Here is a 25,735-nt window from a genome sequence, read left to right on the forward strand (position 1 = left end):
CGGCGCAATGCTCCGATGGTTTGGGGCGCTAAAGCTTTACCCCATCTGCGCCGGCTGGGCCTGGTCTGCCTCGACCCTCGCCGGGTTGCGGATCGAGGGGCGCAGCCTGGCGAGGCTGCACAGGCCTGCGACCAGCGCCAGGCCAGCGGCGACCAATGCAGGGGTCATGCCGGCGCCGACCCCCGTTGCCAGCAGGGCGGCCACCAGCGTCGCGCCGGTGGTCTGTCCCACCATCCGCGTCGTCGAGATCAGCCCGCCCGCCGCCGCGGCGCGCTCTACCGGCGCCGATCCGATGATCAGCCGGGCATTGGGCGAGAGGAACATGCCGAACCCGGCGCCGGTCAGCGACATCCGCCAGGCGATGTCGAAATAGCTGGGGTCGTGCGGGAGGAAGGCAAGCGCGCTCAAGCCCGCGATCGCTACGGCCATGCCGATCCCCCCCAGCGCGCCCGCCGGGTAGCGATCGGACAGCGTACCGGCGAGCGGGGCGACGAACATCGTCGTAAGCGGCCAGGGCGCGATCACCGCGCCGACCTCGGACGGTGCGAAGCCATAGCCATGCTGGAGCCGGAAGGGGAGCGACAGGAGCAGCGTCATGGTCGCGATGAACGCGGTGAAGGCGCCGATCGTGGACAGCGCCAGCACCGGACGGGCGAGGAGGTCGACCGGCAGGATCGGCTCGGCCTCACCCTGCTCGCGCCGCACGAAGATCACCCCGACCGCGATGCCCGCGAGCACCACCGCGGCGGAGACCACCGGGCTGTCGCCATGGACGGCGCTCTCGGCGCCGCCGATCACCAGTCCGAACATCGCCGCGCAGAGCACGGCGCCGAGCACGTCGAACGGTGCCTTGGAGCGGGGGATGTCGGGCAGCGATCGACCCAGCAACAGGCTCGCGATCGCGAAAGGCACCGCGGAGGCGAACACCCAGGGCCACGGCCCGATCGCCAGTACCAGTCCGCCCAGCGTCGGCGCGATCGCCGCGGATACGGAGACGACGACCGAGTTGACGCCCAGCCCGCGTCCGAGCTGCTTGGCCGGATAGATCTGCCGCACCAATGCCGAGGAAACGCTGAGCGCCGCCGCAGCCCCCGCCGCCTGCGCTGCGCGCACGATCAGCAGGAAGGGCAGGCTTTTCGCGAAGAAGCACAGGATCGTCGCCACCGTGAAGACGATCTGCCCCCATTGGTACAGCCGCTTGAGGCCGATGCGATTGCCCAGCCCGGAAAACGGCAGGAGCAGCATCACCAGCACCAGCTGGTACACCGTCACCACCGCGACGGCGGCGGACGAATCGACGTGGAGGTCGTGCGCGATGGTGGGCAGCGCCACGGTGGCGATGGCGCCGTCGATCACCACCAGCGCCGTGCCGAACGACACGGCGGCGATGGCGGTGAGGCGGCGGGGCATGGGAAGGCCGTCGGTTTGCATCGCGGGCTTAGTGCATCAGCGCGCGCTCGGTTCCCGGCCGGGAACTCGGCGGGCAGCCCAAGGGTTGGTCAGCAGCGAAACGAAACCGAAGGGAGTATCGTAATGGGTAAGGGCATCTTGTTGTGGCTGCTGGGGATTCCGTTGCCGATCATCATCCTGCTGCTGATCTTCTGGCATTGAGGACACAGGGTCCGGCGATATCCGCCGGACCCGTCCCGCCGTCGCTCAGCGGCGGCTCGGTATCAGCGCAAGCCGCGCGGCCGGTGCCGGCAGATGCAAATGCAGCCGGTCCTTCACCGCCAATTTGTGCTTCTTGAGCTGCGCCACGCGGAACGCATCTGGCAAGCGACGGCGCAATTCGCTGCGGATCTCGCGTTCGAGCATCCGGTGGGTGGCGATCAGGCGTTCAACAATCGTCATCGTCATGGCTCCAAATCGATGAGTGCATCGATCGAGCGGCCCGATGAGGATGGAGGTGCGAGGGGTGGACACATCGCCGATCCTGCACCGAGCACGCTCGATGCGGTCCGACATCACGGCGCTTAAGGTGAAGCCGCCGCCAGAGGGGCCCGGTCCCGCAGGTTCAACATAAGCTTGGGTTGTCCGAGGACAAGGGGCCTCGCGACGAAATGCGCGAAGCCCCGAGCGCGCGCCTCAGCGGCAGCGCACGTCCTGGTTGTTCATCTGGTTATTGCGGTCAACCGAATTGCCGATCGCACCACCAGCGATCGCGCCGAGCAACGTGCCGACGGTGCTCGAACGGCGGCTGGAGATCACGTTGCCGAACAGGCCGCCGGCGGCCGCGCCAACGATCAGACCGGTGGTCCCGTCCGGACGCTTGCAATAATAGCGCCCATCATCGCCACGATAGACACGGTCGTTGCTGGTCAGCACGCGTTCGCTGTCGCCGGGGCGATAGTAACGCGAAGGCTCGTAATCGCCTTCGTCGCGCGCATCGATCCGCGGCGGCGGGGGCGGCGCATGTGCCAGCCAGTCGCTGTAATTTGCGTAGCGCTCGGATGCCTGCTGGAACTGGCGGTATTCACGATCGAACCGCTCGCGTGCGGCCTCGAAGCGGGCGCGCTCCTGGTCGGGCGAGGCGTATTGCTGCGCCGATGCCGGCGCGGCGACCGTAAGGCCGGCGGTCGCGAGGGCGACCATGGCCAGGACATGCTTCATGCTAGTCTCCTTCATCCACCCGGCCGGCGCTCTGGCCGGGAACGGCGTTTCCATCCGCTCTTGCGCGTGAAGCGCGGCTGAACGAAGCTGTGCGCCAAACAGGACTAGGAGGGGAGTGTCCCATGGTCTATGCGCTTTACCCTTGCTGCTCTGCAGCATTGGTCTCATATTTGTCTCATGAACGTTAGCGCAGTCGTGACCGAAGCTCCCGTCAACAACACGCCCTTCGTACTGGAGGGCATTGTCCGCCTGCGCTGCCTGCAGGTGACCTACAATCGCACGCGGATGATTATCGCACCGTACATCCTGTATACGCGCAACGAGTCGCTGTACACCGATGCGCAGATCGTCTCGCGCGAGGGCATGCTGCCGCGCGAGCCCAAGATCGCCACCTTCAAGGTCGACGGTCTCAAGGAAGTCTCGGTGCTCGATCGGCCATTCGAGATCGGCGAGATGTTCGATCCCGAGCTCGACAAATATGTCGGCACCACGCTGATGAAGGTCGAGCCCGAGGCCTGATCGCGCCCGTCAGTCGGGCACGCTGACGAAGCTGTCCATCACGCGCTTGCGCCCGGCCTGCTCGAAATCGATCTCGAGCTTGTTGCCCTCGATCTCCGCGACCGTGCCATAGCCGAACTTCTGGTGAAACACGCGCATCCCGAGCGCGAGGTCGCCCCGCGGCTTGGCGCCGAAGCTTACCGCCGAGGCACGGCTTTCCAGCACCCGCGGCTGGTCGCGGGTAAAGGTCCGGCTGGTGAAGCTGCCCCCCGGGTTGGCCGGATCGACCCCCGCCGCGCGCTGCCAGCCGGGACCACGTCCGGCGCCGCGCGCGACATCGGCGAACGGATCGCTCCGCTCGCTCCAGTTGGCGCGCCACAGGCTCTCGCCGCCGGTCATCGTGGTTTCCGATTCGACATGTTCGGGCGGCAGTTCGCCGACGAAGCGGCTCGGCAGGCTCGACGTCCATTGCCCGTAGATGCGCCGATTCGCCGCGTGGAGAATGATCGACCGCTGCCGCGCACGCGTGATCGCGACATAGGCGAGCCGGCGTTCCTCCTCCAGGCTGGCCAGCCCGCCCTCGTCGAGCGCGCGCTGCGAGGGGAACAGCCCTTCCTCCCAGCCGGCGAGGAAGACGGTGTCGAATTCCAGCCCCTTGGCGGCGTGGATCGTCATGATCGTGACCTTGGGCTCCTCGGCGGAGGCCTCGTTGTCCATCACCAGGCTGACATGTTCGAGGAAGGCCGAGAGGCTCTCATACTCCTCCATCGCGCGGACGAGTTCGTTGAGATTCTCCAGCCGCCCGGCCGCCTCGGCGGTGCGATCGGCCTGCCACATCGCGGTATATCCGCTCTCGTCCAGGATGATGCGGGCGAGATCCGGATGTTGGAGATCGTCGACCATGCTCCGCCACCGCGCCATGTCGCCGATCAGATTGCCGAGCGAGCGCCGCGCCTGCGGGGTCAGCTCGTCGGTATCGAGGATGCGCGCCGCAGCGGTGGCGAGCGGCAGCCCCTGCGCGCGGGCGAATTGGTGGACCTTGGCCAGCGCCTTGTCGCCGAGGCCGCGCTTGGGGACGTTGACGATGCGCTCGAAGGCGAGATCGTCCGCGGGCTGCGCGACGACGCGCAGATAGGCGAGCGCGTCGCGGATTTCCTGGCGTTCGTAGAACCGGAAGCCGCCGATGATGCGATAGGGCAGGCCGATCGCGATGAACCGGTCTTCGAACTCGCGGGTCTGGTGCTGTGCGCGGACGAGGATCGCGGTGGCGTCGAGGCTGAGCCCGCCGCGCTGCAGACCCTCGATCTCCTCGCCGACGCGGCGCGCCTCCTCGGGCCCATCCCACACGCCGAGGACCTTCACCTTCTCGCCGACATCGACCTCGGTCCACAGCGTCTTGCCGAGGCGTCCGCCATTGTTGGCGATCACCCCCGAGGCAGCACCGAGAATGTGCGGGGTCGAGCGGTAATTTTGCTCCAACTTGATTACAACGGCGCCGGGGAAGTCCTTCTCGAACTTCAGGATATTCTCAACCTGCGCGCCGCGCCAGCTGTAGATCGACTGGTCGTCGTCACCGACGCAGCAGATGTTTTTGCGCTCCTGCGCCAGCAGCCGCAGCCAGAGATACTGGACCGAATTGGTATCCTGATACTCGTCGACCATGATGTAGCGGAAGCGCTTCTGATATTGCTCCAGCACTTCACGATGGGTCTTAAGAATGGTCAGTACGTGTAGGAGAAGATCGCCGAAATCGCAGGCGTTGAGCAGCCGCAGCCGTTCCTGATACTGCGCGTAGAGCGACTGGCCACGGCCATTGGCATAGCTTTCGGACTCGCCGGCATCGAGATCGGCGGGGATCATGCCGCGGTTCTTCCAGCCGTCGATCAGCCCGGCGAGCTGGCGCGCCGGCCAGCGCTTCTCGTCGAGGTCGTTGGCGACGATCAGCTGCTTGAGCAGGCGCAGCTGGTCGTCGGTATCGAGAATGGTGAAGTTGCTCTGCAGCCCCACCAGCTCGGCATGGCGGCGGAGCATCTTCGCGCCGATCGCATGGAAGGTGCCGAGCCAGGGCATGCCCTCCACCGCATCGCCGACCAGCCGGCCGACGCGCTCCTTCATCTCGCGCGCCGCCTTGTTGGTGAAGGTGACCGCCAGGATCTCCGACGGATAGGCACGTCGCGTCCACAGCAAGTGTGCCAATCGCGCGGTAAGTGCCGCGGTCTTCCCCGTTCCCGCACCCGCCAGCACCAGCACGGGCCCTTCGGTGGTGAGCACGGCCTCGCGCTGGGGTTCGTTCAGGCCCTGCAGATAGGGGGCGTCCTGGGGGGAAGTAGCAAGCGACATCCGCGAACAACTAGGGAACGTAGGCGGCGGGAGCAAGCACCCGTGCGGACACGTGTGCGCGCGCCGCCCGTGCACCTGCGATTTCCTTCCCCCGGCAAACCCTCTTGCCCCCGGGGCCGCGCTGCGGGCGTCGGGCGTCCCGCTATCGCCACGAATCCCGATTCAGCGTGTCGCAGGATGGATTGCCCTTGCCCGCGGCGCCGCCTATGGGCGGCGCCAGATTAACCTATGGCAAACTGGTTTTCCTCGCGTCGGACGAAGGTCCGGCTGGCAGCGGCGCTGACGCTCGCCATTGTTGCGGCGTTGGTCGCATGGCGTGCACCCCAAACGCGCGATCCCGGCTGCGTGCCGGGACGCCAGGAAGAACGGGATCAAGCCGGCAAGCTCGTGCGTATCCGGCACACCGAATGCCTGCGCTGAGAAGCGCCGCACTCTCCATGCTTTGTCATCACCCCGTCACAAGCCATCCGCAAAGGCGCTAACATCATGGCGACGCTAGCAGTGGAACAGGCTCCGTTGGCAGAATTGCCGCGAAGTCCCCGATTTTCCGAGAAAACCCATCCCATAGCCAAGCTCGTGTTCGCCGCCATCCTCGTCGGCGGCCTGGCGTTTGCGGGCTGGAGCATCGTGGTCGACACGCGCGAGGCAGGCGAGCAGCTCGCGATGGGCGTGTTCGCCTTTCTCGGGCTAGCGCTGCTGATCGCGCTGGCCTTCGAATTCGTCAACGGCTTCCACGACACCGCCAACGCTGTGGCGACCGTGATCTACACCAACTCGATGCCGGCCCAGCTGGCGGTGGTTTGGTCGGGCTTCTTCAACTTTCTCGGCGTCATGACGTCGAGCGGCGCGGTCGCCTATGCGATCATCACGCTGCTGCCAGTCGATCTGATCCTCAACGTCGGATCCGCCGGGGGATTTGCGATGATCTTCGCACTGCTCCTCGCCGCCGTGTTGTGGAACCTGGCGACCTGGTATGTCGGCCTGCCCAATTCCTCCAGCCACGCGCTGATCGGCTCCGTGCTGGGTGTCGGCCTCGCCAACCAGCTGATCCTCAGCGGCTCGCGCGGCGGCACCGCTGGCGTCGACTGGGGCCAGGCGACCAAGGTTTTCTCGGCGCTGTTCTGGAGCCCGCTGATGGGCTTCGCGTGCGCGCTCCTGCTCATTCTGGTGATGCGGATGGTATTCGCCAAGCGCCGCCAGCTGTTTCAGGCACCGGAAGGCAATGCGCCGCCGCCGCGCGGAATCCGTGCCTTGCTGATCGCCACCTGCACCGCGGTTTCGTTCTTCCATGGCTCGAACGACGGGCAGAAGGGCATGGGGCTGATCATGCTGATCCTGATCGGCTGCGCCCCCACCGCCTATGCGCTGAACCGTACGCTGCCAGCGAGCGCGACCGCGTCGTTCGTGCAGACCTCGCAGGCTGCCAATGCGGTGTTCGACGCGCGCAGTGGCGGCGTGCGCCAGTCGCCGTCCGAAGCGCGGACGACGCTGACGGACGCGCTGCAGCACCGCAAGGCCGAAGGCGTGAAGGTCTATGCCGCGCTGGAGGCGCTGTCCAAGTCGCTTACCGATCAGGTGGCAAGCTATGGATCGCTGAGCAAGGTGCCCGCGCGCGCGAGCTCGAACGTGCGCAACGACATGTATCTGGTGCTCGACACCACCAAATTGGCCACCAAGAAGCCGGACGGCTTCAAACCCGACGAGCTGAAGGCGATCAAGGCGTATCAGGATGGCCTCGAGAGCGGCACGCGCTTCATCCCGCTCTGGGTGAAGATTGTGGTCGCACTGGCGCTCGGTCTCGGCACGATGATCGGGTGGAAGCGGATCGTCATCACCGTCGGCGAGAAGATCGGCAAGCAGCACATGACCTATGGCATGGGTGCGGCTGCGGAAATCGTCGCGGCAGCCACGATCATGGGGGCGGATCACCTCGGCGTGCCGGTGTCGACCACGCACATCCTGTCGTCGGGCGTGGCCGGCGCCTCGGTCGGCAGCGGCGCCGGGCTGCAGGCACGGACGATCCGCAACATGGCGCTGGCGTGGCTAATGACACTCCCGGCCGCGATGCTGCTGTCCGGGGGCCTCTACTGGCTGATGCTCACCGGCATCCGCCTCTTCGGCATCCATTGATCGGAAGGGCGGGGCGAACGTCCCGCCCTTTTCGCATCAGCCGTGCAGCAGGTCGTGGACCGCGAGGTGCAGGCTGGTTCGTACGCCGCTGCTATCGGCGCGGAGGTCCGCCTTCACATGATCGATGGGGTTGTAGGCGGCGACCAGCACGCCTGCGAGCAGGCTGAAGACGGCCGCATAGACCAGACGCTTGATGGGCGATTCGCGCATATCCGACTCCCTATTCCGGTGAAACGCGTACTGGGGTTCGGTACCCTGCCGAAACTGTCGCTCCGCTGAACGCGGGTTGACCCGCGCGATAACTGGCCCGAGGGAGGCGGCCGGAGGATCGCACATGGCCCATGCCGCCACGCCCGCCTCCCACCGCCGCATCCTGTTCGCGAGCCTGGTGGGGACATCGGTCGAGTTCTACGATTTCTACATCTATGCGACGGCGACGGCGCTGGTGTTCGGCCCGCTGTTCTTCCCGGCGCAGGAGCCTTGGCTGCAGCAGGTCGCCGCCTACGCCAGCTTCAGCGTCGCCTTTTTCGCGCGGCCGCTGGGCGGGCTGGTGTTCGGCCATTTCGGCGACCGGCTCGGGCGCAAGTCCACCCTGGTCGCCTCGCTGATGCTGATGGGCGCCTCCACCGTCCTGATCGGCTGCCTGCCCGGCCATGCGATGATCGGCTGGGTGGCGCCGCTGCTGCTTTGCCTGCTCCGCTTCGGCCAGGGGCTGGGGCTGGGCGGCGAATGGGGCGGGGCGAGCCTGCTGGCGGTGGAATATGCGCCCAAGGGCTGGGCGTACCGCTATGGCAGCTTCCCGCCGCTCGGCGCGCCGGTGGGGTTCATCGCCGCCAACGGTCTGTTCCTGCTGCTCGGCGCCTTCCTCACCGACGACGCCTTTCGCGACTGGGGCTGGCGCCTGCCGTTCCTGGCGAGTGCGGCGCTGGTCGGTCTCGGCCTGTGGGTCCGCCTGCGCATTGCCGAGACGCCCGCCTTTGTCGAGGCGGCCGAACATGCCCCGCCGCCGCAGGTGCCGCTGGGCGTGCTGCTGCGCGAGCATCTCGGTGCGACGCTGGCGGGGACGCTCGGCACCGTCGCCTGTTTCGCGCTTTTTTACGTCGCGACGCTGTTCGCGATCGGCTTCGGCACCAAGACGCTCGGCTATCCGCGCGCGGCGTTCCTCGGCGCCGAGCTCGCGGCGATCCTGTTCATGGCGCTGGGCATCGGTGTCGCCGGCTGGCTGGCCGACAAGCGCGGCGCGACCGTCGTTCTGGCACTCGGCTGCATCGCGATGGTGCCGCTGGGGCTGGCGATGCCGGTGCTGCTGGTGCCGGGCTCGCTCTTCGCGGTGTTCGTCTGGCTCGCCGCCGGGCTGTTCGTGATGGGCTTCGTCTATGGTCCGCTCGGCGGCTGGCTGCCGAGCCTGTTCCCGGCGCAGGTCCGCTATACCGGCGTTTCGGTGACCTTCAACCTGGGCGGCATCCTGGGCGGCGGGCTCACCCCGCTGATCGCGCAGACCCTGGTCGAGCGCGGCGGGATCGGCATGGTCGGCTGGTATCTCGCAGGGGCCGCCGGGCTGAGCCTGATCGGGCTCCTGCTCACCCGGCGGCGCTAGGCCGCGAATTCGGCGGTCGCGTAGGGCGACAGCACCCGCCAGCCGAGACGCTGGTAGAGGCATCGCCCCTCGTCGGTTGCCACGAGCAGTTCGGGGACCTCGGGGCGGGTGCGGGTCGCGCGGAGCGCAGCCATCACGCTTTCGCCAAGTCCTTGCCGCCGATGGGCGGGCGCGGTGACGATCCGATCGAAGACGAACGCCGCGCCGGTCTCCGCCGCATAACCCGAAGCAGCGAGGGCGCCGTCGTCGCCGAACACGGCGACATGGGCGACCGCCCCCTCTACCGACGTTTCGCAGCGATAGCCTGCCGGCAGCGCGCGCGACGCCGGCCAGCTTCCCGACTGCATGAAGAAGGCGGGCGCGTGGAGCTGCCAGCCATCCGGCAGCAGTTCGCGCAGCGCCTCGTCCCTGCCGCACAATTTGATCAGCCGCCCCGGCTGGTCGATCTCGCGGGCTAGCACAGAGAGGTTCGGACCCGCCGCGGCGAAGACCCAGCGGCAATGTTCGCTGTCGGAGCCGGTATCGACCCGGTAGCCACCCCGATCGGCCACCGGTGCCGGCACGCCGCGGGCGAGCGACCTGCCGGTCAACCAGGCATGGAGCAGGGCAGGCGACACAGCGTCCGTGCCCTGCATGGTCATTCGGGGCGGAGCAGGGTCAGCTTCGCCTTGCCGTAGACGCGGTCGGCATCGACGACGAAGCCGGCAAGCTCGACATCCTCGGTCTTCCCCGTCTCGATGCTGATCCAGGTGCCGGGGCCGGTCCAGCCGAGCCGTGCCAGCTTGTCGAGCGCGACGATGCCGGCGCCGGTGCCATAGGGCGGGTCCATCAGGATCAGGTCGAGCGGCGCGCGGGCGGGGCCCAGCGCCATCACCGAACCCGGGCGAACATCGGTGCCCTTGGCGCCGAGCTTTGCGACGTTCGCCTTGAGCGCATCGAGCGCTGCCCGATCCTGCTCGACGAACAGACACGAGGCGGCACCGCGCGACAGCGCTTCCAGCCCCAGCGCGCCCGAGCCGGCGAAAAAGTCACCGACCGCCAGCTCCTCGAAGCTGCCGAGCCGGGATGCGAGCATCGAGAACAGCGCCTCGCGGGTGCGATCGGCGGTTGGGCGGGTGGTGTCCCCCTTGGGCGCGGCGAGCGGTCGGCCGCGCCAGTCTCCGGCGATGATCCGCATCAGCCGCGCCCCCGCGGCGGACGGCCGGGGCCGCCGGGCCGCTGCGGACGATTGCCGCCGTTACCGCCATTGCCGCCCGGACGCGGCCCGCGCGGACGATCGCTGGCACCGCCACCGCCGGAGCGTGCGGGGCCATCGCTGCGGACGTTGCGAGGCCGTTCGCCGTCCCCGCCACCGAACCCGGACGGACCACGGCCGCGCTCCGCCGAGTCGCCGCCGAAGCGCGACGGTCCACGACCCCGCTCAGCCGAGTCCCCGCCGAAGCGCGAAGGACCTCGGCTGCGCTCCGCCGAATCCCCACCGGAGCGCGAGGGACCTCGGCCGCGCTCAGCGGAGTCGCCGCCGAAGCGCGAAGGACCACGGTTGCGGTCGCCCGATCCACCCGCCGGCTGTGCAGCGCGGGGGCCACGCGGCCGTTCGCCTTCGGCACCGCCAAAGCGGGAGGGGCCCGTGCGGGGCCGATCGGCCTGGGCGACGCCAGGACGTCCCGGGCGCGCGGTGCGACCGCGTTCGCCGCCATCCTGGTCCCGCGACCAGGGGCGTTCGGCACTCTGCTCGCCGCGCGCGTCGCGGCGGCCGCGGCCGCGGGGCCGATCGACCAGATCCCCAGCACGGGGCTCGCGAGTGTCGCGGAAGGACTTGGCACGGGCGGCGCGGGCGGGCTTGCCGACACCGCCCTCGCTGCCTTCGCGCACGCCGAGTCGACCGCCGGTGCGCGGCCGATCCTCGCCGTCCTTCGGCTTGGCCTTGGGGGTCGCGCGGGCGGTGAACACCGGGCCCTTGGCAACCGGCGCGGGCTTGGCGATCCGGCGGCGGCCTTCGGGCTCAACCTTGGCGGGCTTCTCCACCGTTTCCACGGCGCGCTGGCGCGTCGCGAACTGCAGGTTGGATGCAGCCTTGCCGCCGCCGGCCTTGCCCAGCACGGTGCGGAAGGTGATCAGGTCGGCCTGGCGGATCTCGTCGACATCGCCCGCCGGCAGATCGTTCAGATAGAAGGGGCCGTAGCGGGTGCGGATCAGGCGGCTGACCTGCAGCCCGAGAAATTCGAGGACGTTGCGGACTTCGCGATTCTTGCCTTCGGTCAGCGTCATCTCGATCCAGAGATTGGCGCCGGTCCGCCGCTCGATATTGGCGTTGATCGAGCCGTAGCGTACGCCTTCGATCTCGATGCCGAGCATCAGATCCTCGAGCTGCTCCTGGCTGACCTGGCCATAGGCGCGGGCGCGATAGGTGCGCTCGACGCCGCTGGCCGGCAACTCCATCTCGCGCTTGAGTTCGCCATCGGTGGTGAGCAGCAACAGCCCTTCGGTGTTGAGGTCCAGTCGGCCGACCGGCATCACCCGCGGCAGCCCATCGGGCATGCGGTCATAGATGGTCGGACGACCGGTGAAATCGCGCTCGGCAGTCAGCAGGCCGGCGGCCTTGTGGTAGCGGAACAGGCGGGCCGGGGCGGCTTCCGCGACGGGATTGCCGTCGACGGTGACGCCGTGGAGCGAGGTGAGGATGGTCGCTGGGGTATCGAGCGTGGTGCCGTTGAGGGCGATGCGGCCCTCTTCGATCATGCGTTCGATCTCGCGCCGCGAGGCAATGCCGGCACGGGCGAGGAGCTTGGCGATACGCTGCGGCGTACCGGCGGTTTTGATAGGCTTGGAGTCAGACACCGCAGCGCTATAGCGATTTCAGCGGGTCTGGCAAAAATTTATACGGTGCCACTTCGTGACTCGCGCGTTACGGGCTTTGACAAGCGGTTGATTCGGGGGCCCAAACAGCATGTTGTTCGGACGGAAGAAGCGAAGGATCGAACATCTGCTCGTCGTCGAGGATGAGCCGCTGGTGGCGTTCGATACCGAGCATTTCCTCCGCGAGTCGGGTTTCGTCATCGTCGCGACGGTCGACTCGGTCGCCGACGCTACCCGGATCGTCGATTCGGGCGAAGTGCTCGATCTGGTGCTGGCGGACATCAACCTGGCGGACGGCAGCGGCATCGAGGTTGCGCGCAATGCCTTTGCCCGCGGCGTGCCGGTGCTGTTCGTCACCGGTGCATGCCCGGCGGATGCGCGGGCGCTGGCGGCGGGGTGTCTCGCCAAGCCCTATGCCCAGCGCGATCTGATCCTGGCGATCGATGCAATCGAGGCGGTGCTGGAAGGCGGCAAGATACCGCGCCGCCTGCCCAGCAGTTTCAACCTGTTCCTGGGCGGCTGACGCCGATCAGCGAACGAAGAGCGAGACGAGTACGCCGGCCCAGGCAAACACCGAGGCGAGCACCGCCAGGTTCGCGACCATTTCCTGCGGCGAGGCCTGGTTTGGGGCTGCGGCGGCGCGGATGCGGGTACGGGACATGGCGAACTCCTTTGTACGAGGCCGGCGTTATAGCACCCCTAGCTGAACGGGAGCCTGCCCGACGGGGTGAGTCGCACCGGTTGCCGGCATGTTGTCGCATGAAACCCACGCGTCGACCGCATCGTGGAAAACGCGGACCCCTTGTTCGAGCCCGCCAAGCGTCACCTGCGCGATGGCACCCGCTTCTAGGCCCTCCTGCGCGAGCGCGCAGGCGCGGAAGTCCTCCGCCGCGAAAACACCCGTGTCGAGCAGCTGCCAGCTGCGCTCCCAATGCTCCCGGGCCTTGTCGGTGGCGGGGACCTCGGGGATCAGCATGAAATCCTCGACCCAGACCTCGTCGACCGCGCGCGGCATCAGCACCATCAGGTTGATGTAGTCGGGGCTGACGGCGAGCACCGCGCCGGGGAACATCTGGTAGGTATAGGTGATCGCGCCGCGGAGCGTCGGCCAGTCCTCCGATTCCAGCTCCGCGATACTGGCGGCGCGTCCGACCGCCGAGCGCTGGTGCGGCCCGATCCGGTCCGCCGCGGAGATGCCGTCCTGGAAGAAGGGCGCGATGCTGCCGGCGTGCAGGCGCTGGATGTGATAGCTTTCCAGGAAGGCGTCCATCACCAGCTTCCAGTTGGCGGGTACGCGGTGGGTGCGCCGACGGAAGCAATGCTGCCCGGCGAGATCGAAGGCGGCGAAATCCTGCGCCAGCGTATCGGCATGGCGGAAGTCCGCTGCGTCGTCGAAGGCGAACCAGATCAGCCCGCCGGCTTCGTGGGTGGGGAGCCGGCGGAGCGCGAAGTCGGTCTTGTCGAGACCGGGAAACGCCTCGACGCGGGGCACGCCGGCGAGGCGGCCGTCGAGCGTGTAGCTCCAGGCATGGTAGGGGCAGACGAGGCGGGGGGCGGTGACGGCCTCACACCCCTCTACCAGCCGCGTACCGCGATGCCGGCATACGTTGAGGAAGACATGCGCCTGCCCCTGCCTGTCCCGGGTGATCAGCAGCGGTTTGCCGAAGCCGTCATGCGGCACTGCCATGCCGGGCTCGGGCAGCAGCGCGGACGGGGCGAGGACGAGGGGCGCGCGGCTGAAGATGCGTTCGCGCTCGGCGGCGAAGCGTTCGGGGCTGGTGTAAACGCTTGCGTCGACGTGGGTTATCGGGCCGGCCCCGGCGTCGCCGCCTTGCGCGAGTAAAGCCGCGAGCGCGCGCTGGCCCTGCGTCGGTGCGTTCATCCTTCCTCTCCGTCGCTTTTCCGCTAGTGTCGCGCGTCCTGAAGCGGGGAGCAAGGCATGGCGGGTACGGAACAGCTGGAAGGCGAAGGGCGGCGTGGGTTTGTCGCGACGATGGGCCCCTATCTGCGACCCCGCCCGATCGCGGCGCTGCTGCTCGGCATATCGAGCGGCTTTCCACTGGCGCTGCTGCTGGGCACCATGACCTTCTGGCTGGCCAAGGTGGGGATCGAGAAGAAGACGATCGGCTTCGCAATCGGTCTCACCACGCCGTACACGCTGAAGTTCCTGTGGGCGCCGTTGATCGACCGGCTGAAGCTGCCGGTGCTCACGCACCTGTTCGGTCAGCGGCGGTCATGGCTGTTTCTGATCCAGGCGCTGCTGTTCGCCTCTGTCTGGATGCTCGGCGCTAGCCAGCCCGAGCAGCATCTGGGCGTCTTCGCCCTCTGGGCGATCGTCACCGCGTTTCTCGCCGCGACGCAGGACATCGTGATCGATGCCTATCGCATCGAGATCCTTCCCGAGGCCGAACTGCCGCACGGCACCGCGAACAACCAGTTCGGCTATCGATTGGGCGCGTTCATCGCGGGTGTCGGCACCATCGCAATGGCCTCGTCCGAGGGGCTCGGGCTGGGGTGGGCCATGGCATATGGGCTTACCGGCCTCTGCGTTCTACCGGGGGCGGTGGCCGCATTGTGGGCAGGGCCGGGTCTGCATGACCGGGTTCTGGAACGGGAACCCGGCAAGGGGCCCGGTGCCTGGCTCGAGACCACGCTGATCGGGCCGTTCCGCGAGTTCCTGCAGCGACGCGGTGCCGTACTGATCCTGCTGTTCGTGCTGATCTACAAGCTGGGCGACGCGATGGGCCAGTCGATGCTCAATCCGATGATCGTCGAGCTCGGGTTCAGCGACACCGAGTTCCTGGCGATCAACAAGGTGGTCGGTTTCTGGGGCCTGATCGTCGGTACCGCGCTGTCTGCGCCGCTGCTGGCATGGCTGGGCATGGGGCGTGCGCTGTTCCTCTCGGGCATGCTGATGATGCTGAGTAACCTCACCTTCGCGGTGCTCGCGACCCAGGGCCATTCGGACCTGTGGCTTACCATCGCGGTGGCGACCGAGCAGGTGACCAGCGGGCTTGGCCTCACCGTGTTCGTGACCTACCTCTCGGGTCTGTCGAGCCTTGCCTATACCGCAACGCAGTTCGCATTGCTCTCGTCGCTGGCGGGCGTCGGCCGTACCTGGCTCGCCGCGCCGGCCGGCATCTTGGCCGAGAAGCTCGGCTGGGCCGGCTTCTGGGTGATGACCTCGGTGGTAGCGATTCCCGGCATGGTGCTGCTGTGGCTGCTGTGGCAGCGCGGTTTCGTCGTGCAGAGCGTGCGTGCGGCCAGGGCCGGCGCCGACAAGGACGACTGAGCTTTACGGCTCCAGCGGCAGCGCAAGGTCGGCGAAGCTCTGGGCGAGCGCGTGCGCGGTCGGCAGCAGGCCGGTCGCGTCGCGAACGCCGATCAGATCGGCGAGCAGCAGCGCCGCGCCCTGCGGATTGGTGCGGACCTTGCCCAGCGCGCCGACCAGCGCCGCCTCGGACGCAGTCATGCGCGGGCAGCACCAGGGCGCGATCTGCACCGGGCCGGTCGCCATTGCCGACATCTCGTGCATCAGCGTGCGCAGCAGCATCAGTGGGCGGCGAAAGCCCTTGCCGAACGCGACCAGGAAGGCGTGCGCGGTGCTGGCATCGTGCAGGCCGTTCCCGCCGGTCTGGCGGACGCCGAACAGCAGCAGCCGCACGCCGGGATCCTCCGGCTGGAGCTGGGGCAGGGCGGTGACGAGGGTCTGGACGGACGGCTGCATGTGATTCTCCGATGGGCGTCGGAGCAATCATCGCATTCTGTTATTAATAGTCAATCGCAATAAGGCGAAGCGCGGCGTCAGTCGGGCAACTCGCCGTTCGCCTCCAGCACCACGCCGGCGAGGTAGAGCGAGCCGAGGATGAGCACCGCGCTCGGACCGCCGCTCTCGATGTGTCGCGCGGTCGCGCGAAGGGCCTCCGCCACATTCTCCGCCGTGTCCGTCACGGGCACGCCCAGCCGCGCGACCCGCGTCGCAAGCTCGGCGGGCGCATGATGGGCATGGCCGGGGATGGGCACGGTGGTCACGCTTGCCAGCCGGGCGGCGAGGGGGGCGATTAGCCCCTCCGGGTCCTTGTTGGCGAGCATGCCCAACACAAGGTGACAGTCGCGGTCCGCAGCGACCTCCGTGACCGTGCCTGCAATCGCGGCGCCCGCCGCGGCGTTGTGGCCGCCATCCAGCCACACCGGTGTTCCGGCGGGGAGCAGAGCGGTCAGCGGGCCATCGCCGAGCCGCTGCATACGTGCCGGCCAGCGCGCATTGGTCGCCGCAGCGGCGAAGGCGGTGTCGGGGATGGCAAGCGTGTCCTGATGGCGCAGCATCGCAAAGGCGAGCGCCAAATTCCCCGGCTGGTGCGGTCCGGACAGCATCGGCAGCGGGGTTGCCACCGTGCCCTTCGCGTCGTGATAGGTGAACTGGTCGCCCTCCACCACATACGCCCAGTCTGTGCCTTGGGCGAGAACCGGTACACCTGCCGTCGCGACCACGTCGGCAATCTCGGGATCGTAGCGCATCGTCACCAGCGGCACGCCAGGTTTGGCGATGCCGGCCTTCTCGCGGGCGATCTGCGGGAGCGTGTCGCCGAGGAACGCCTGATGGTCGATGCCGAGCTGGGCGATGCCGGTGGCGATCGGCGCGGGTACGATATTGGTGGCGTCCAGACGCCCGCCCAGGCCGACTTCAATGACGCACGCATCGGCCGGCGTGCGCGCGAAGGCGAGGAAGGCGGCGGCGGTGGTCACCTCGAAGAAGCTCGCGCCGATATCGCCCCCGGCGTCGAGCACCTCGGCCAGCAGCGGCGCGAGAGTGGCGTCGTCGATCAGCGTGCCGGCGAGGCGGATGCGCTCGTTGAATCGGACGAGGTGGGGACTGGAATAGACATGCACGCGCAGACCCGCCGCTTCGAGCGCCGCGCGGAGGAAGGCGCAGGTCGAGCCCTTGCCGTTGGTGCCCGCGACGTGAAGCACCGGCGGCAGGCGGAGATGCGGATTGCCGACGCGCTCGAGCAGCCGGGTGATGCGCTCCAGGCCGAGGATATCGGCGCCGGGCGAGAGCAGGGTCAGCCGGTCGAGTTGGGCTTGGACCTCAGGATTTTTCGAAATAGCGAAGTCTGCCATGGCACATCTTCAAGCCCCTCCTCCTTGGAGGAGGGGTTGGGGTGGAGGGATTCCAGAACGCTTGTTGGTCTCTGTGAGACACAGCCCCACCCCAACCCCTCCCCTGAAGGGGAGGGGCTTAGAGTTCGGACCTCAAGCCGCCGCGCGGGCCTCGCAGAGCAGGCCGATCAGCTGGCCCAGCGTGTCGCGCAGCTCCTTGCGATGCGTCACCATGTCGACCAGCCCGTGGTCGCGATAATATTCGCTGGTCTGGAAGTCGTCGGGCAGCTTCTCGCGGATCGTGTTCTCGATCACGCGGCGGCCGGTGAAGGCGAGCGTCGCGCCCGGCTCGGCGATCTGGACGTCGCCCAGCATCGCATAGGCCGCCATCACGCCGCCCGAGGTTGGATCGGTCAGCACGACGATATAGGGCAGGCCGGCGTCGTGGAGCATCTCGATCGCCACGGTGGTGCGCGGCATCTGCATCAGGCTGAGAATGCCTTCCTGCATGCGCGCGCCGCCCGAGGCGGTGAATACGATGTACGGCGCCCGCGCGGCAATGGCGGTCTCGACGCCGGCGATGAACGCCTCGCCCACCGCCTGGCCCATCGATCCGCCCATGAAGGCGAAGTCCTGCACGCCGATCACCGCCTTGTGGCCGTGGATCGTGCCGCTGGCATTCTGGAACGCGTCCTGCTCGCCGGTCGTCGCCCGCGCCGCCTTGATCCGCGCCGTATACGGCTTGGAGTCGCGGAACTTCAGTGGGTCCTCGGCGACCTTGGGGCTCGGCAGCAGCTTGAACTTGCCCTCATCGAACAGCTGCTCGAACCGGGTGGTGGCGCCGATGCGATCATGGAAATCGCAATGCGGGCAGACATTCTGGTTCTCCTCGAATTCCTTCATGAAGACCATCTGTCCGCATCCCTTGCACTTGTGCCAGAGATTGTCGGGGCTTTCCTCGCCACGGGTGGCGACATAGGCGAGCGCGTTACGAACGCGCGAAATCCAGCTCATGCGACTTCCTTGCGTGCGGCGACCAGCGCCGTCTTCAGCGTATCGATATAGGCACGGACGGGCGCCGCCGCATCCTCGCCGTGGCGGCCGACCAGCTCGACGATCGCCGAGCCGACGACCACGCCGTCGGCAACGCGGCCGATGGCGGCAGCCTGTTCCGGCGTGCGGACACCAAAGCCCACCGCGATCGGCAGATCGGTGGCGGCCTTGAGGCGGTCGACCGCGGCTTCGATGGAAGCGGTGGCCGCCTGCTGCAGCCCGGTAATCCCGGCGACCGAGACGTAATAGAGGAACCCGGACGCCCCCGCCAGCACCGCAGGCAGGCGGGCAGCATCGGTGGTCGGCGTGGCGAGGCGGACATTGCCGATGCCGGCGGCGCGGAGCGCTTCGCCGAGGCTGTCGTCTTCCTCGGCCGGGATGTCGACGCAGATCACGCCGTCGACGCCCGCATCGCGCGCGGCGTCGGCGAACCATGCCGGCCCACGGCGGGTCATCGGGTTGGCATAGCCCATCAGCACCAGCGGCACCTCCGGATGGCGCGCGCGGAACGCCGTGGCGATCGCGAGCACATCCGCCGTGGTGGTGCCGGCGGCGAGGCTGCGCAGGTTCGCCGCCTGGATCGCCGGGCCATCGGCCATCGGATCGGTGAACGGCATGCCGAGCTCGATCACATCGGCCCCGCCTGCAACGAGCGCGTCGAGGATCGCGGCGGTAGCACCTGGCGTGGGATCGCCGGCGGTGACGAAGGTCACCAGCGCGGCGCGGCCCTGGTCGGCAGCACGGGCAAAGGCGTCGGCGAGACGGGTCACATCTGCACTCCCAGCGCCTCGGCGACGGTGAAGATGTCCTTGTCGCCGCGACCGCAAAGGTTGGCGAGGATCACCTTGTCGCGCGGCATGGTGCGGGCGACCTTGGCGACCGCGGCGATGGCATGGCTCGGCTCGAGCGCGGGGATGATGCCCTCGGTGCGGCAGAGCAGCTGGAAGGCGTCGAGCGCCTCGGTGTCGGTCACCGCGGTATACTCGACGCGGCCGATGTCGCGCAGCCAGGCGTGCTCGGGGCCGATGCCCGGATAGTCGAGACCCGCCGAGATCGAATGCGCCTCGGTGATCTGGCCGTCCTCGTCCTGCAGCAGATAGGTGCGGTTGCCGTGGAGGATGCCCGGCGACCCACCCGCAAGGCTGGCGGCGTGGCGCTTCTCCAGCCCTTCGCCCGCCGCTTCGACGCCGAGCATCTGCACCTCGGCATCGTCGAGGAACGGGTGGAACAGGCCGATCGCGTTCGATCCGCCGCCGATCGCGGCGACGAGCAGGTCGGGCAGCTTGCCGGTGCGATGGAGCATCTGTTCGCGCGCTTCGCGACCGATCACCGACTGGAAGTCGCGGACAAGCTCCGGATAGGGGTGCGGGCCGGCGGCGGTGCCGATGATGTAGAAGGTGTCTTCCACATTGGCGACCCAGTCGCGCAGGCCTTCGTTCATCGCGTCCTTGAGCGTCGCCGCGCCCGAGGTGACCGGCACCACTTCGGCGCCGAGCAGCTTCATGCGGAACACGTTGGGCTGCTGCCGCGCCACGTCGGTCGCGCCCATGTAGATCACGCAAGGCAGGCCGAAGCGCGCGCAGACGGTGGCGGTCGCCACGCCGTGCTGACCGGCGCCGGTCTCGGCGATGATCCGCGTCTTGCCCATCCGCATCGCCAGCAGGATCTGGCCGATGCAATTGTTGATCTTGTGCGCACCGGTATGGTTGAGCTCGTCGCGCTTGAACCAGATCTCGGCGCCGAGCCCATCGGGCGCGTTCTCGCGCAGCGCCTCCGTCAGCCGCTCGGCGTAATAGAGCGGGCTGGGGCGGCCGACATAATGTTCGAGCAGATCGTCGAACTGGGCCTGGAAGGCGGGGTCGGCCTTGGCGGCGGTGTATTCGCGCTCCAGGTCGAGAACCAGCGGCATCAGCGTCTCGGCGACGAAGCGTCCGCCGAACTGGCCGAAATGCCCGCGGTCGTCGGGCTGGGCGCGGAAGGAATTTGGTGCGGTCATGATCGGGCCACGGCTTTAAGGAAAGCGGCGATCTTGTCCACATCCTTGATGCCCGGTGCGGCCTCGATGCCCGAAGAGACATCCACCAGCGACGCGCCGGTGACGCGGATCGCCTCGCCGACATTGCCGGCATCGAGCCCACCAGAAAGGATCCAGGGCAGGGGGTGGGCAAAGCCGTCGAGCAGCGTCCAGTCGAAGCGCAGCCCGGTGCCGCCGGGGACCTTGGCGCCCTCGGGGGCCTTGGCGTCGTAGAGCAGCCGGTCGACTGCGCCGCGGAAGCCGGGGGCTGGGGCGAGGTCGGCGCGAGTCTTCACCGCGAGCGCGGCCCAGGTCTCCAGGCCGGTGCGCGCCTTCACCGTGGCGGCGCGCTCGGGGGTGACCTTGTGGAGCTGGATCACCTCCAGCCGCCCGGCGGCGATGGCGGCGTCGAGCAAGGCATCGTCGGGATCGACGAACACGCCCACGCGCGCGACATGCCCCGGCACCCGCGCGGCGAGGCCGTGCGCCTTGTCGAAGCTGAGGTGGCGCGGGCTGGGCGGGAAGAAGACGAAGCCGATATGGCTCGCCCCGCCGGTGGTGGCGGCGTCGAGCGTCTCGGGCGTGGAGAGACCACAGATTTTCGCGGTTGCGGGCATCGCCGCCCTGTAGGCGCTAGACCAGCTGCTTGGCCAGCACCGTCATGAACAGCGGCGGGTCGAGTGGGATCGGGAAATCGCAGCGCGTGCCGGTCTCGGCATAGCCGCGGCGGAGATAATATTCGATTAGCTTGCGGCGTTCCTCGATCACCGTCATTTCCATCCGCGTGCAGCCGAAGACGTCGCGAGCATGCGCCTCGGCGGCAAGGATCAGATGGCGACCGAGCCCGCCCGCCTGGCGCAGCGGATCGATGCAGAGCAGGCCCAGATAGGCAGTTCCGCCGCCCCGGTTGGCGACATTGACGCAGCCGATCGCGGCGCCCTCTTCCCAGGCGCTCAGCAGGACTTGCGCCGGATCTTCCACGATTGCCGTGAGCGTTTCGAGATTGGTGCGCGGGCCCTGGATCAGGTCTGCCTCATGCGTCCAGCCCTGACGCGCGGTTTCGCCGCGATAGGCGCGCTCGATCACGGGGTGGATCGACGGCAGGTCAGCAATGCTGGCGGGGCGGATGGTGAGGGTCATGGGCGTTCCTGAACGGGCACCCTCACCCTCCCGGCGCTTCGCGCCTCCCTCCCTCTCCCTTCCAAGGGAGAGGGAGGGGACCCGCTGCCGCAGGCAGGGTAAGGGTGGCTGGTGGCCTGATTACAACGTCGCCGCGATCGCGCGCGCAGCCGCGTCCGGATCCTCGGCCTGGGTGATCGGCCGTCCGATCACCAGGATCGAGGCGCCCGCGTCCACTGCGCTGCGCGGGGTAACGACGCGTTTCTGGTCGCCGACCTGCGCATCGGCCGGCCGTACGCCGGGGACGACGAAGAAGCCGTCCTTCCAGGCCGCATGGGCCGCCTTTACCTCTTCGCCCGAGCATACGATGCCGTCGACGCCGGCCGAGCGCGCCAGATCGGCGAGCCGCATCACCTGCTCGTGCGGATCGGCCTTGAGGCCGATCGCGGTCATGTCGTTGCCGTCGAGGCTGGTCAGCATCGTCACCGCGACGACCTTGGTGCCCTCGGGCGCCGCCGCCTTGGCGTCCTCCAGCATCGCGCGGCCGCCCGCGGCATGCACCGTCAGGATCGCGGGGTTGAGCGGCCGCAGCGCCTGGATCGCCTTCGCCACCGTGTTGGGGATGTCGTGGAACTTGAGGTCGAGGAAGATCGGGACGCCGATCTCGGCCATCTCGTGCACGCCGTGGCGGCCATTCGACATGAAGAATTCGAGGCCCAGCTTGATCCCGCCGACATGGTGGCGGACCTTTTGGGCGAGCGCCTTGGCCTTTTCCAGCTCGGGCGTGTCGAGCGCGACATAGATGCGGCTGCTCATGCACGCGGCTCCTCGAAAGCGGCGGGTTCGGTGACCGGCTCGAAGCGCGGCGCGGGGGTGGCTGGGATCGAGCGGAGATCGGCGAGCGCGCGCTCCATCCCGGCGAAGCGCTGGCGCATCCGCCAGCGCAGCGTCTGATAGGCGACCAGCATCGGCAGGAAGCCCGCGAGGAAGACGACGATCAGCAAGAGCGGCAGGCTGATATCGGCGACGAGCCCGCCCCAGAGCTGGATGCTCACGCGCTGCTCGCCATTGTAGATCACGAACCCGGCGATCACGCCGCCGAGCAGGAGCCACAACAGCACCTTCAGAAACCGCATTCCGCTCCCTTCCTGGCAAATCCTGCGCGCCTTCTAGGCCCGAGCGCCCCCGCTTGCCAAGGCTCAGCCGATTTCGGCGCGCAGTTCTGCGATCAGTCCGGGGATCGCGGTAAGGGCCGGCGCCTCCTCGTCGAGGATCGCGTGGAAGGCGCGGCGCTTGAGCGCGGCGATGTGTTCGGCATCCGGCCGCGCGGCCTTGTCCAGCGTCGACAGCACGATGTCGATCAGCCGGTCAGCGCCGTTGAGACGGCCCCAGAGATAGTCGTTCTCGCGGTACGCGCGGCTGAAGAAGGCGCCGAAATTGTTGAACTGGTTGCCCTTGAGCATCGCCGCGACACCGCCGGTGCGGATTGCCTTGGCATCCTCGGGAGAGATGCGGTCGACGCGGATCGGGTCGAATTCGTCCATGCCCTCGCCCTGCAACAGCGGCAGCGTGGCGATGTCGAAGAAGGGAAAGCCCAGATAGGCGAGCAGCATTGGCCGCCGCAATTCCTTCGACAGCGCGCTGAACCCGGCGGAGAGCACCTCGTCGGTCTGGCGGTCGAGCGCGCGCAGTTGCATCCGCTCGGCGAGGGTGTCGAGCATTGCGCCCGGATCGTCCGACAGTCGGTCCGGAAGATCGGCGAACGTATCCGCGCGCTTGAGCTCGAGATAGGCGGCAAGCGCGCCATAGATCGCGTCGCGCATCGGCCGCATCGCGCCGCGCGGCGCGGATTGCTCCAGTTCGGCCAGCCGCCGTGCGAGCAGCCGCAAGCGACGGATACGGAAGCCCAGATCATGCCCGCGCAGGAAATCCAGTGCCTCGGGCGAGGCACCGCCGGGGAGCGCCGCGCCGAAGCGATCGGCCCCGCGGCTGCGCACCGTCTCGCGAAGGCGCCGCCCCAGCGATCGCAGCCGCTGCCCGTCCTGCTGTCCGGAAAGCGCCTGGAGCAGCCGCGCGATGCGGTCGATCGCGGCGTCCACTTTGAGCAGCGCATAGGCGGTATGGCCATAGCCCGCCTTGGCGGCGGCCGCGACCTGCGCGCGCTTGCGCCACGCGGCGAGCCGCTTGGGCGTCGGATAGTCGAGCCACAGCGTATAGCCGAACAGCGACTCGACCTGCGCTTCCACCTCGGCGCGAATCTCCGAGACGATGGCCAGCATCCGCTCGATCCGGTCGGAGCGGGCAGCGATCGCGTCCAGATTGTCGCGGATCGGCTGCTTGCGCGGCAGCTCGGACAGCGCCCCGATCAGCGTCGAGAAGAAGCCAGGGCGCTCGTGACGTGGGCCGTAGAAATCGAACCGCATGTCCGGCGTGGGATCGAGGAACACGAAGCGGCGATCGACCTGGCGCCGGGCGGGGCGCTCGCGGAGCGCGGCCATCGCCGGCTCGAACGGCGCGTTGGCGAGCACCGACCCGTCGATCAGTACCGCCTTTTCGGCGCGGCTCGCGGCCCATTGTTCGGGCAGCACCCGTTGGAGAAAGGCGTCGCGCCCGACCCAGGTCTCACCGCGATCGGCAAGCACCTTGTCGAGTTCCTCCACCATCAGCGGGGGGAAGGCGCCGGGAAAGCTCGAGGTCGCGCGCGCCGCGAAGCCCAGCGCGGCGGGATGGGCGATGCCGGTGCCGCGGCCGTGATCGGTGAAGCTGAAGACGAGGCGGTGCTCGGTCTCGATCACTTCGGGCGGCGTATTGAGCCGCAGCGTCTCGGCATGGCCGCGGAAATCGGTGGCGGTGACGAAGAGGTCGAGCGGCTGGCCCTCGGGCAGCAGCCGGCGCTCGGCGGGTCCCGTCGCCATCTTGTCGAACGCGTTGAGCAGCGTCTTCAGCAGTTGCTCGCCGCCGAACGGTGGCTCGAACCAGCGCGAGCGGACGAAGCGCTCCAGTTTCTCGCGCACCTCAGTGCGCGACCCGGCGTCCAGGGTTTCCTCGACGCCGTGCTCCCGGTTGGAGAGCATCCAGGCGATCGGCTTGGCCCAGATCTTGGCGAAGCGGTGCGACGGCCCCTGGCTGGGGGCAAGCAGTGCATCGACATCGGCATGATCGAGCCACATCGCGGTCAGCGGGTCGAGCGACTGGCCGGTGGCGATCGCCTGCGCGAGGAACACCGCGTTGATTCCGCCGGCGCTGGCGCCCGACAGAATATCGACCAGCACGCGCAGGCTGAGCCCGCTGCGGTCGCGGATGTCCTCGATCAGATCGCGATAGACGCTGTGGAGGGGGGTGCCCTCGCGTTCGGCACAGCTTGCGCGGGCGAGGTGCCACACCTCCTTGGTGATGCCGTGCATGTAGACCGCGAGGCTGATCCCGCCATAGCAGACCAGCGCCAGCCGCAGTTCCTTCTCCTGGGCCTCCTGCATCAACGGTGCCGCACCTCCGCCCAGACGGGGAGATGATCCGATGCGGTCTGCGCCGCCAGGCTGTGGTGCACCCCGGCCCCGCCGAAGGCGAGGTCGGGCGAGGCCATGATACGGTCGAGCCGCGCCATCGGGCGACGTGCGTGGAAGCTCTTTCCGGTGGCGGCGAACGCGAAATGCTGGGCGAAATCGCGCAGGCAGCCGCGTTCGGCGCTCCATTCGTTCAGATCGCCCATCATCACCGTCGGCATCGGCGCGAGGCCCGCGAGCTGCGTGACGATCGCATGCGCCTGCCGCCGCCGCCAAAGGCCGGACAGGTCCAGATGCATGCCGAGGACACGGAGCGGCTTCCCGTGAATGCGGAGGTCCGCCATCACCGCGCCGCGCGGCTCCAGTGTCGGCAGATGGAGCGCCGCGCAGTTAAGGATCTCGGCTTCCTTGCGGACCAGCAACGCATTGCCGTGCCATCCCATCGATCGCGCACGCATGCCAAACTGCACCGGCTTCCACGGGCTGTGCTCGGCAAGCAGGCTCTGGGTGAGCACGGCCTCGCGCGCGCCGAAGCGCCGATCGGCCTCCTGCAAGGCGATCACGTCGGCGTCGACCTCGAGCAGTACCTCGAGCGTCCTCTCCGGTCGGCGTCGTCGGTCGGTGCCGATCGACTTCCGCATGTTATAGCTGGCGACCTTGATCATCCGCGCCCCTTATCGGCGCGAGCAGCATGGCAGCACAAGTCTCAATAACCCGTTTCGCCTCGTTCGCGCTGGCTCGCCGCCGCTTCGGCCGCGGCGAGCAGGCTGCGACCGGTGGCCTCGGCGGCCTCGGGGGTCATCGCGACGGCAACGCCATTGGGGCCGTCGAGCAGCACGAGGCCGAGTTCGGCGGTGGCAATGCCACCTTCTTCTTCCGGCGTCAGCGCCGCGTGCTTGGCCATCTGCTTTGACT

28 protein-coding genes are annotated in these 25,735 nt (G+C 68.3%); 6 read left to right on the plus strand and 22 right to left on the minus strand.

From position 1 onward, the window contains the following. Nucleotides 1-36: 36 nt before the first annotated feature. From RT655_RS01670 to RT655_RS01680, 3 genes are all read right to left on the minus strand, one after another. The gene (locus tag RT655_RS01670) at nt 37-1,431 is read right to left on the minus strand and encodes an MFS transporter (RefSeq protein WP_313534648.1); all 1,395 of its coding nucleotides are present in this window, start codon (nt 1,429-1,431) and stop codon (nt 37-39) included. Between the two features lie 225 nt (nt 1,432-1,656). After that, complete coding sequence (locus tag RT655_RS01675; RefSeq protein WP_313534649.1) at nt 1,657-1,857, minus strand: YdcH family protein; 201 nt, start codon at nt 1,855-1,857, stop codon at nt 1,657-1,659. A 228-nt stretch (nt 1,858-2,085) separates the two neighbouring features. Further along, nucleotides 2,086-2,610, minus strand: coding sequence for a glycine zipper 2TM domain-containing protein (locus RT655_RS01680; RefSeq protein WP_313534650.1), 525 nt, complete (start codon nt 2,608-2,610; stop codon nt 2,086-2,088). A gap of 195 nt (nt 2,611-2,805) precedes the next feature. Between RT655_RS01680 and RT655_RS01685 the strand changes: the two genes are divergently transcribed. Next, a complete protein-coding gene (locus RT655_RS01685; RefSeq protein WP_313534652.1) occupies nt 2,806-3,129 on the plus strand; it encodes a WYL domain-containing protein in 324 nt (107 codons plus the stop codon). 9 nt (nt 3,130-3,138) lie between these two features. On the opposite strand, the gene RT655_RS01690 is transcribed toward RT655_RS01685, so the two are convergent. After that, on the minus strand, nt 3,139-5,448 hold the full coding sequence (locus RT655_RS01690; RefSeq protein ID WP_313534653.1) for a UvrD-helicase domain-containing protein: 2,310 nt from the start codon (nt 5,446-5,448) through the stop codon (nt 3,139-3,141). 228 nt (nt 5,449-5,676) lie between these two features. Here RT655_RS01690 and RT655_RS01695 point away from each other — a divergent pair, with 228 nt between their 5' ends. Both RT655_RS01695 and RT655_RS01700 read left to right on the plus strand, forming a co-directional pair. Next, nucleotides 5,677-5,868 carry a hypothetical protein gene (locus RT655_RS01695; RefSeq protein ID WP_313534654.1) on the plus strand — a complete coding sequence of 64 codons (192 nt, stop codon included), beginning with the start codon at nt 5,677-5,679 and terminating at the stop codon, nt 5,866-5,868. A gap of 66 nt (nt 5,869-5,934) precedes the next feature. Further along, complete coding sequence (locus RT655_RS01700; protein WP_313534656.1) at nt 5,935-7,578, plus strand: inorganic phosphate transporter; 1,644 nt, start codon at nt 5,935-5,937, stop codon at nt 7,576-7,578. A gap of 36 nt (nt 7,579-7,614) precedes the next feature. Here RT655_RS01700 and RT655_RS01705 read toward each other — a convergent pair whose 3' ends face one another. After that, the gene (locus tag RT655_RS01705; protein ID WP_313534658.1) at nt 7,615-7,788 is read right to left on the minus strand and encodes a hypothetical protein; all 174 of its coding nucleotides are present in this window, start codon (nt 7,786-7,788) and stop codon (nt 7,615-7,617) included. 124 nt (nt 7,789-7,912) lie between these two features. Between RT655_RS01705 and RT655_RS01710 the strand changes: the two genes are divergently transcribed. After that, nucleotides 7,913-9,175, plus strand: a complete 1,263-nt coding sequence (locus RT655_RS01710) for an MFS transporter (protein ID WP_313534659.1) — start codon at nt 7,913-7,915, stop codon at nt 9,173-9,175. Here RT655_RS01710 and RT655_RS01715 read toward each other — a convergent pair. From RT655_RS01715 to RT655_RS01725, 3 genes are read right to left on the minus strand one after another with little or no spacing between them, the layout of a single operon-like run. Beyond that, nucleotides 9,172-9,792: a GNAT family N-acetyltransferase gene (locus RT655_RS01715; protein WP_313534660.1), complete on the minus strand. Its 621-nt coding sequence runs from the start codon at nt 9,790-9,792 to the stop codon at nt 9,172-9,174. The two genes, RT655_RS01710 and RT655_RS01715, sit on opposite strands and share 4 nt — an antisense overlap. A gap of 20 nt (nt 9,793-9,812) precedes the next feature. Continuing rightward, nucleotides 9,813-10,352 (minus strand): 16S rRNA (guanine(966)-N(2))-methyltransferase RsmD, encoded by a 540-nt coding sequence (gene rsmD, locus RT655_RS01720; RefSeq protein WP_313534661.1) that lies wholly within the window; start codon nt 10,350-10,352, stop codon nt 9,813-9,815. Then, nucleotides 10,352-12,013: a pseudouridine synthase gene (locus tag RT655_RS01725; RefSeq protein WP_313534662.1), complete on the minus strand. Its 1,662-nt coding sequence runs from the start codon at nt 12,011-12,013 to the stop codon at nt 10,352-10,354. Before RT655_RS01725 ends, rsmD begins: the two co-directional genes overlap by 1 nt. A gap of 109 nt (nt 12,014-12,122) precedes the next feature. On the opposite strand from RT655_RS01725, the gene RT655_RS01730 reads away from it, so the two are divergent. Then, nucleotides 12,123-12,554: a response regulator gene (locus tag RT655_RS01730; protein WP_313534664.1), complete on the plus strand. Its 432-nt coding sequence runs from the start codon at nt 12,123-12,125 to the stop codon at nt 12,552-12,554. Nucleotides 12,555-12,560: 6 nt separating this feature from the next. Here the strand turns inward: RT655_RS01730 and RT655_RS01735 are convergent, their stop codons facing one another. Beyond that, nucleotides 12,561-12,692 carry a hypothetical protein gene (locus tag RT655_RS01735; protein ID WP_313534665.1) on the minus strand — a complete coding sequence of 44 codons (132 nt, stop codon included), beginning with the start codon at nt 12,690-12,692 and terminating at the stop codon, nt 12,561-12,563. Between the two features lie 27 nt (nt 12,693-12,719). Then, nucleotides 12,720-13,913 carry an aromatic ring-hydroxylating dioxygenase subunit alpha gene (locus RT655_RS01740; protein ID WP_313534666.1) on the minus strand — a complete coding sequence of 398 codons (1,194 nt, stop codon included), beginning with the start codon at nt 13,911-13,913 and terminating at the stop codon, nt 12,720-12,722. Nucleotides 13,914-13,970: 57 nt separating this feature from the next. Between RT655_RS01740 and RT655_RS01745 the strand changes: the two genes are divergently transcribed. After that, nucleotides 13,971-15,323 carry an AmpG family muropeptide MFS transporter gene (locus RT655_RS01745; protein ID WP_313534667.1) on the plus strand — a complete coding sequence of 451 codons (1,353 nt, stop codon included), beginning with the start codon at nt 13,971-13,973 and terminating at the stop codon, nt 15,321-15,323. Nucleotides 15,324-15,326: 3 nt separating this feature from the next. Here RT655_RS01745 and RT655_RS01750 read toward each other — a convergent pair whose 3' ends face one another. From RT655_RS01750 to RT655_RS01805, 12 genes are all read right to left on the minus strand, one after another. After that, nucleotides 15,327-15,758, minus strand: a complete 432-nt coding sequence (locus tag RT655_RS01750) for a DUF6628 family protein (protein WP_313534668.1) — start codon at nt 15,756-15,758, stop codon at nt 15,327-15,329. A gap of 77 nt (nt 15,759-15,835) precedes the next feature. Then, nucleotides 15,836-17,152, minus strand: a complete 1,317-nt coding sequence (locus RT655_RS01755) for a glutamate ligase domain-containing protein (protein WP_313534669.1) — start codon at nt 17,150-17,152, stop codon at nt 15,836-15,838. A gap of 132 nt (nt 17,153-17,284) precedes the next feature. Then, nucleotides 17,285-18,145: an acetyl-CoA carboxylase, carboxyltransferase subunit beta gene (accD, locus tag RT655_RS01760; RefSeq protein ID WP_313534670.1), complete on the minus strand. Its 861-nt coding sequence runs from the start codon at nt 18,143-18,145 to the stop codon at nt 17,285-17,287. Further along, a complete protein-coding gene (gene trpA / locus RT655_RS01765; protein WP_313534671.1) occupies nt 18,142-18,954 on the minus strand; it encodes a tryptophan synthase subunit alpha in 813 nt (270 codons plus the stop codon). The genes accD and trpA overlap by 4 nt, the downstream gene beginning before the upstream one ends. Then, a complete protein-coding gene (gene trpB / locus RT655_RS01770; protein ID WP_313534672.1) occupies nt 18,951-20,180 on the minus strand; it encodes a tryptophan synthase subunit beta in 1,230 nt (409 codons plus the stop codon). The genes trpA and trpB overlap by 4 nt, the downstream gene beginning before the upstream one ends. Next, complete coding sequence (locus RT655_RS01775; protein ID WP_313534673.1) at nt 20,177-20,815, minus strand: phosphoribosylanthranilate isomerase; 639 nt, start codon at nt 20,813-20,815, stop codon at nt 20,177-20,179. The genes trpB and RT655_RS01775 overlap by 4 nt, the downstream gene beginning before the upstream one ends. 16 nt (nt 20,816-20,831) lie before the next feature. Continuing rightward, nucleotides 20,832-21,338 (minus strand): GNAT family N-acetyltransferase, encoded by a 507-nt coding sequence (locus RT655_RS01780; RefSeq protein WP_313534674.1) that lies wholly within the window; start codon nt 21,336-21,338, stop codon nt 20,832-20,834. Nucleotides 21,339-21,458: 120 nt separating this feature from the next. Next, a complete protein-coding gene (gene pyrF, locus RT655_RS01785) occupies nt 21,459-22,133 on the minus strand; it encodes an orotidine-5'-phosphate decarboxylase (RefSeq protein ID WP_313534675.1) in 675 nt (224 codons plus the stop codon). Continuing rightward, a complete protein-coding gene (locus RT655_RS01790; protein WP_313534676.1) occupies nt 22,130-22,453 on the minus strand; it encodes a LapA family protein in 324 nt (107 codons plus the stop codon). Before RT655_RS01790 ends, pyrF begins: the two co-directional genes overlap by 4 nt. Nucleotides 22,454-22,516: 63 nt before the next feature. Next, nucleotides 22,517-24,793 (minus strand): patatin-like protein, encoded by a 2,277-nt coding sequence (locus RT655_RS01795; RefSeq protein WP_313534677.1) that lies wholly within the window; start codon nt 24,791-24,793, stop codon nt 22,517-22,519. Further along, complete coding sequence (locus tag RT655_RS01800; protein ID WP_313534678.1) at nt 24,793-25,485, minus strand: endonuclease/exonuclease/phosphatase family protein; 693 nt, start codon at nt 25,483-25,485, stop codon at nt 24,793-24,795. Before RT655_RS01800 ends, RT655_RS01795 begins: the two co-directional genes overlap by 1 nt. A gap of 41 nt (nt 25,486-25,526) precedes the next feature. Next, nucleotides 25,527-25,724 carry a hypothetical protein gene (locus RT655_RS01805; RefSeq protein WP_313534679.1) on the minus strand — a complete coding sequence of 66 codons (198 nt, stop codon included), beginning with the start codon at nt 25,722-25,724 and terminating at the stop codon, nt 25,527-25,529. Between the last annotated feature and the right edge of the window lie 11 nt (nt 25,725-25,735).

Origin of the sequence: Sphingomonas sp., assembly GCF_032114135.1 — a bacterium.
Taxonomy (GTDB): domain Bacteria; phylum Pseudomonadota; class Alphaproteobacteria; order Sphingomonadales; family Sphingomonadaceae; genus Sphingomonas.

Coding starts and splice junctions, on each gene's coding strand:
- RT655_RS01710 (WP_313534659.1), top strand. CDS start 7,913: ATGGCCCATGCCGCCACGCCCGCCTCCCACCGCCGCATCCTGTTCGCG.
- trpB (WP_313534672.1), bottom strand. CDS start 20,180: ATGACCGCACCAAATTCCTTCCGCGCCCAGCCCGACGACCGCGGGCAT.
- RT655_RS01695 (WP_313534654.1), top strand. CDS start 5,677: ATGGCAAACTGGTTTTCCTCGCGTCGGACGAAGGTCCGGCTGGCAGCG.
- RT655_RS01750 (WP_313534668.1), bottom strand. CDS start 15,758: ATGCAGCCGTCCGTCCAGACCCTCGTCACCGCCCTGCCCCAGCTCCAG.
- RT655_RS01755 (WP_313534669.1), bottom strand. CDS start 17,152: ATGGCAGACTTCGCTATTTCGAAAAATCCTGAGGTCCAAGCCCAACTC.
- accD (WP_313534670.1), bottom strand. CDS start 18,145: ATGAGCTGGATTTCGCGCGTTCGTAACGCGCTCGCCTATGTCGCCACC.
- RT655_RS01790 (WP_313534676.1), bottom strand. CDS start 22,453: ATGCGGTTTCTGAAGGTGCTGTTGTGGCTCCTGCTCGGCGGCGTGATC.
- RT655_RS01775 (WP_313534673.1), bottom strand. CDS start 20,815: ATGCCCGCAACCGCGAAAATCTGTGGTCTCTCCACGCCCGAGACGCTC.
- rsmD (WP_313534661.1), bottom strand. CDS start 10,352: ATGCGGATCATCGCCGGAGACTGGCGCGGCCGACCGCTCGCCGCGCCC.
- RT655_RS01680 (WP_313534650.1), bottom strand. CDS start 2,610: ATGAAGCATGTCCTGGCCATGGTCGCCCTCGCGACCGCCGGCCTTACG.
- RT655_RS01730 (WP_313534664.1), top strand. CDS start 12,123: ATGTTGTTCGGACGGAAGAAGCGAAGGATCGAACATCTGCTCGTCGTC.
- RT655_RS01805 (WP_313534679.1), bottom strand. CDS start 25,724: ATGGCCAAGCACGCGGCGCTGACGCCGGAAGAAGAAGGTGGCATTGCC.
- RT655_RS01780 (WP_313534674.1), bottom strand. CDS start 21,338: ATGACCCTCACCATCCGCCCCGCCAGCATTGCTGACCTGCCGTCGATC.
- RT655_RS01745 (WP_313534667.1), top strand. CDS start 13,971: ATGGCGGGTACGGAACAGCTGGAAGGCGAAGGGCGGCGTGGGTTTGTC.
- RT655_RS01705 (WP_313534658.1), bottom strand. CDS start 7,788: ATGCGCGAATCGCCCATCAAGCGTCTGGTCTATGCGGCCGTCTTCAGC.
- RT655_RS01800 (WP_313534678.1), bottom strand. CDS start 25,485: ATGATCAAGGTCGCCAGCTATAACATGCGGAAGTCGATCGGCACCGAC.
- RT655_RS01740 (WP_313534666.1), bottom strand. CDS start 13,913: ATGAACGCACCGACGCAGGGCCAGCGCGCGCTCGCGGCTTTACTCGCG.
- RT655_RS01690 (WP_313534653.1), bottom strand. CDS start 5,448: ATGTCGCTTGCTACTTCCCCCCAGGACGCCCCCTATCTGCAGGGCCTG.
- RT655_RS01700 (WP_313534656.1), top strand. CDS start 5,935: ATGGCGACGCTAGCAGTGGAACAGGCTCCGTTGGCAGAATTGCCGCGA.
- RT655_RS01670 (WP_313534648.1), bottom strand. CDS start 1,431: ATGCAAACCGACGGCCTTCCCATGCCCCGCCGCCTCACCGCCATCGCC.
- pyrF (WP_313534675.1), bottom strand. CDS start 22,133: ATGAGCAGCCGCATCTATGTCGCGCTCGACACGCCCGAGCTGGAAAAG.
- RT655_RS01675 (WP_313534649.1), bottom strand. CDS start 1,857: ATGACGATGACGATTGTTGAACGCCTGATCGCCACCCACCGGATGCTC.
- RT655_RS01795 (WP_313534677.1), bottom strand. CDS start 24,793: ATGCAGGAGGCCCAGGAGAAGGAACTGCGGCTGGCGCTGGTCTGCTAT.
- RT655_RS01735 (WP_313534665.1), bottom strand. CDS start 12,692: ATGTCCCGTACCCGCATCCGCGCCGCCGCAGCCCCAAACCAGGCCTCG.